Here is a 4,574-nt window from a genome sequence, read left to right on the forward strand (position 1 = left end):
GGGGAGGGAGAGGCGGACCGCGCCGTCCTGACCGCCCACATGGCCCGCGCCAACCCCCACGCCGCCGCCCTGACCGAGGGCCTGGACGGCCTGGTCATCTTCCAGGGCGCCGAGACCTATGTCTCGCCCGGCTGGTATCCCTCCAAGGCCGAGACGGGCCGGGTGGTTCCCACCTGGAACTACGCGATGGTCCAGGTGCGGGGCCGGATCCGCCTGAAGCCCGGGGCCGACTGGCTGGCGGCCCAGGTCGACGCCCTGACCCGCGCCCAGGAAGACCGGCGCCCCCGGCCCTGGGCCGTCTCCGACGCCCCGCCCGCCTTCATCGCCTCCCAGCTCCGGGGCATTATCGGCCTCGAGATCGAGATCACCGAAATCCGCGGCAAGTGGAAGATGAGCCAGAACCGCCCCCTCCCCGACATGGCCGGCGTCGCCCGCGGCCTCGCCGATCCCGAAGACCCGCACCACAACCCCGCGGCCGCCGCAATCGTCGCCGAGCGGCTGGCGGCGCGGGAGGGCTCATGACCCTCCGCCGTTTTCAGCAGATCACAAGGGCATAACCTCGGGTGCCGGGGGGCGTGACGGCGGCAAGGCAACGCCGGCAAGTTCGCCGTCGCCGCATGCCGCCCCCCTACTGTAGAGAGGCGTCGGCACAGGAACTATGCGATCATACACCCAAGAAGGGCGGGGGAGCGCGCGAATACGATGAACTGGCGACGGTGGTTTGGCCGAGATCCCGCCACGGTGACGATGCCAGCCGAGGCAATGAAGGACGCCGCCGCTGAGCTTGGCGATCGACCCGATGGCCTAGACCCCGCTGCGATTAGCCCCGACCACCCAATCGAGCGGCCAGAGCAGGATGTATTCGGCTTCGATCCCTTTGCCCGGGCTATCGCCAACAGCATCGCGGGGCTGAAGTCTCCGGAAGGCTTGGTGATCGGTATCCATGGACCGTGGGGCTCGGGCAAGAGCAGCGCAGTCAACTTGGTGAAGCACCACCTCACGAAGGGCGGCTTGAAGGGCGCGGAAGACCTCACCCTCGTCGAATTCAATCCTTGGTGGTTCAACGGCGCCGACGCGCTGGCCATCGCCTTCTTCCGCGAGATGGACTCATCGGTCGGTAAGTCACTTCCCGCCAAGGCTAGGACAGTTCTACGTGACCTAGGTCGCAAGCTCAGCGGCGCCAGTCCATTTATTGAGGCGGTCGTGAACATGGTCACCGCGGGAACCGGCGGCGCCGCAGTGGGGACCGGCGCTAAACTCGTCGGCGATTCTCTGGACGGCAAGCAGACTGTATTGGAGGAACATGCAGAGATCGCCAAAGCGCTGCGGTCGGCGAAACGGCGTTTCGTCGTCGTAATCGATGATCTCGATCGCCTGAGCGTCGACGATGCGCTGCTAGTCTTCAAGCTGGTCAAGTCGGCTGGGCGACTTCCTAGTATTGTATACGTAATGGTCTTCGACCGGGTGCTGATAGAGACTGCAGTCAAAGAACGATTCCCGTCTGAGGGTCCGCACTTCCTGGAGAAGATCGTCCAGGCGGGATTTGAGCTACCGCCACCCGAGCCCCACGACCTGCGCGACCTGCTGCTCAAGAACGTCAACCGCATCATCGGCCAGATCCCGACTGACCAAGAGACACGGTTCTGGAACGTCTTTTACGACGTCGTCGCGCCGAATGTCGCTCTCCCGCGCGATATCGTACGCCTGACCAATGCTTTGGAGGTGACATGGCCGGCGGTGGCTGGCGATGTCGATGCTCCGGATTTCCTGGCGATGGAGTCGCTGCGGCAGTTCTGGCCGCGTGTCCACCGCGCCATCTATGACAACAAGACTCTGGTCTGCGGACATGAACTCAGCTTCATCCCTCAAGGCCAAGCTAAAGACCATTGCAACGCGCAATTGCTGGGGAGCGTATCCGAACAAGAATGGCCGCAGTTGCAAAAGGCACTCATGCGTCTTTTCCCTGCGCTCGAGAACGCCTGGAAAAACAACTTCTATGACGCCGAGTTCGAGCGAGAATGGCGCCAGCAACGTAGGGTGTGCGTCGAGACGCACTTCGATCCCTATTTCCGACTCACCCTTTCGGATCAGGCCGCGTCGGCCAAGGAAATCGAGGCCTTCCTGGTCAGCGCTGACGATCCAGACTTCGTCCGTGACGCCCTGCACCAAGCGCTCGCTACTCCACGGCGTCGCGGGGGCACAAGGGCGGCCGTCCTACTTGAGGAACTGACGGTCCGCGCCCCTCTGGTGCCCGAGGCCAATATCGGTCCGCTGGTGGCCGCCATCTTCGGTATGGCCGACGAGCTCGAAATCGCAGCCGACAGGAGTGAATTCTTCTCGTTCGATGGCAACTTTCTACGTCTCCATCTGCTATTGAACCGCCTCGTGTATCAACGGCTGGCGATTGAGCAGCGCGATGCGGTGCTGGAGGCCGCAGCGCAGACGGCGACGTTGCGCTGGCTGATCGTCTTTTCGCTACGGTGCATTAGACTCCAAGAGTCGGCACCGAATGGTCAGGTATCCGGCGAACCGCTCACCAGCGCCGGCGCGGCGGAGCGCCTGCGGGCGCTGACGCTCGCGCGGGTGGAGGCCGCAGCCTCCGAAGGCGCCTTCATCCGCCTACCGGACCTGGTCTCGAATCTTTTCAGCTGGCGCGACCTGATCGGCGATGGAGGCGCCGATCAGGTCCGAGCCTGGTTGGCCGAGCGACTGGACGACGATGCATTGGTGGAAGCGCTTGCTCGGTCGTTCATTTCAGTCGGCTGGACGCACACAGCCGGTGACGTCGTGGCACGACGCGAACCCCGCCTCAATCGCGGCTCTGTCGAGGCGCTTGTCGATCCTGTGGCCTTGCGCGCCCGCATGACTCAAATCCTTTCTAGGGAAGATGTTGAGGCAGGCAGGCGGGAGGCAATCGAGCAATTCGAAGCCGCCTGGGTGCGGCTCGATTGCGGGACTCTTGACGACTAAGTACCGACCGAGCCTCCTTCCACCAGTGGATCAGCCTTATTCGCTGTTCTATTCGATCTATTTCGACGACCCTGCTGGTCGACGCTTCAAGTTCCTGGTCCCCAATGGCGAGGTTGGCGACCCTGGCGCCTAGCAGGCCATGGACGCATTCGGCGACTTCCTGGCCGCAGTATTTAGCGGCGAACTGGATGCCAATCAGAAGGCGATGCTGGCAGATGCGCCTGCATTCGGCGCCAATGTACTTTTGGCCTTCAATGTGCGAACAAGTCGTATTGAGCCGATTAATCCCGTCACGCGGGCTTTTGGACTACCGATCTCCCACAGTGAGGGCCGATCCATTGATCCACCGTTCAGCTGACCCTGCATACAGTCTCGCGACATCCGGGTAGGGCCGGGCCAGGAACCTCGCATCGCGCCGGCGGGCGCCAGGCTATTCGTTCTCATCGCAATCCCGACAACCGCCCGCCCTCCCGGCCCGCCTCAGCCACCAAGGCCTCCCAGTCATCCGGAGGACGCCCGCCCTCCAACATGCGGCGGAAGACCCGGTAGGCGTCGGTCCCGCTCTCATAGGCGCGCAGGGTCCGCTCGTCATTCACCCAGGCCAGCACGATCAGGCGGCTGGCGGCGTGAAAGCGGAAGAAGAGCCGGTACTGCTGGAAGAACCTGGCCCGAAACCAGTGCCGGTGCTCGGGCCCGAGGGCCGCGCCCTGGCGATACTCGGGCCGCCCCGGGTCCTGCGGGATGACGTCGAAGGCCAGTTTGCGGATCGCGGCGAGCCGCTTGGTCGGGTTCCGAGAGATATAGCCGTCAGGGTCCCGCGCCTTCAGGCGCTCCACCTCCTCCACCAGGGCCTGCAGCTGGTCGAGGAAGAGGGGATGGGCCATGACCCTCCAACCGTGGATGACCAGCGGCTCAGGCGGCGCCGTCATTCGTCCGCATCAGAGAGGGGCTCGGAAAGATCCACCTCCACCCCCGCCACAAGGTCTTCCATCCGCTTCAGGAGGCCGGCGTCGGGCGTGGCGATGCGTTCCGGACGCTGGGCCATGTCCCGGGCCAGCAGGTCGAGGAGGCCGAGCAGGGCGGGATCGGAGGCTTCCTGCGCCTCCACCTTCGTCAGGACGACGGCGCCGTCCGGCGCCAGGGCGTAGCGGATGCGGTCGCGCTTGCCGAGACGCAGGGCGCGACGGACCATTTCCGGGACGGTTGTCTGGTAGCGGTCGGTCAAGGCCGACTCCGCCACAAGGCGGGCGCTCATCTTTCTGGGCTCCTGAGTGAGCAAGAGAGGTAATGCAATTGCATTGCCTTGTCAAGGCAAGCGCTTTGGGCGCAAAGGCCGGTCGCAGAGCCTTTTTCCGGGACCCTCGCCATGATTCTCCGCCGTTTCCAGCAGATCGACGTCTTCGCCTCGGGGCCCTTGAACGGCAATCCGCTGGCGGTGGTGCATGACGCGCAGGGCCTGTCGGACGCGCAGATGGCCGCCTTCGCCCGCTGGACCAACCTGTCCGAGACCACCTTCCTCCTGCCGCCGGCCGATGCGGGCGCCGACTACCGGGTGCGGATCTTCACCCCCAAGGGGGAGCTGCCCTTCGCCGGGCATCCGACCC

Annotated in this window: 6 protein-coding genes; 4 read left to right on the forward strand and 2 right to left on the reverse strand. The window is 64.5% G+C overall.

What is annotated here, in order from left to right:
- The 3 genes from IM632_RS08680 to IM632_RS08690 form a co-directional block, all read left to right on the forward strand.
- On the forward strand, positions 1-522 hold a 522-nt coding region (locus tag IM632_RS08680; protein ID WP_296552231.1), incomplete at its 5' end, for an FMN-binding negative transcriptional regulator.
- Positions 523-702: 180 nt separating this feature from the next.
- Complete coding sequence (locus IM632_RS08685; protein WP_296484082.1) at positions 703-2,970, forward strand: P-loop NTPase fold protein; 2,268 nt, start codon at positions 703-705, stop codon at positions 2,968-2,970.
- A 139-nt stretch (positions 2,971-3,109) separates the two neighbouring features.
- Positions 3,110-3,328 (forward strand): hypothetical protein, encoded by a 219-nt coding sequence (locus IM632_RS08690; RefSeq protein ID WP_296484084.1) that lies wholly within the window; start codon positions 3,110-3,112, stop codon positions 3,326-3,328.
- Positions 3,329-3,410: 82 nt separating this feature from the next.
- On the opposite strand, the gene IM632_RS08695 is transcribed toward IM632_RS08690, so the two are convergent.
- Together IM632_RS08695 and IM632_RS08700 are read right to left on the reverse strand one after the other, a co-directional pair.
- On the reverse strand, positions 3,411-3,899 hold the full coding sequence (locus IM632_RS08695; protein ID WP_296484087.1) for a type II toxin-antitoxin system YhaV family toxin: 489 nt from the start codon (positions 3,897-3,899) through the stop codon (positions 3,411-3,413).
- On the reverse strand, positions 3,896-4,225 hold the full coding sequence (locus tag IM632_RS08700; RefSeq protein WP_296484091.1) for a type II toxin-antitoxin system PrlF family antitoxin: 330 nt from the start codon (positions 4,223-4,225) through the stop codon (positions 3,896-3,898). Before IM632_RS08700 ends, IM632_RS08695 begins: the two co-directional genes overlap by 4 nt.
- Positions 4,226-4,336: 111 nt before the next feature.
- Between IM632_RS08700 and IM632_RS08705 the strand changes: the two genes are divergently transcribed.
- On the forward strand, positions 4,337-4,574 hold a 238-nt coding region (locus IM632_RS08705; RefSeq protein WP_296552233.1), incomplete at its 3' end, for a PhzF family phenazine biosynthesis isomerase.

The sequence above is a fragment of the Phenylobacterium sp. genome, from assembly GCF_020402505.1.
GTDB lineage: Bacteria > Pseudomonadota > Alphaproteobacteria > Caulobacterales > Caulobacteraceae > Phenylobacterium.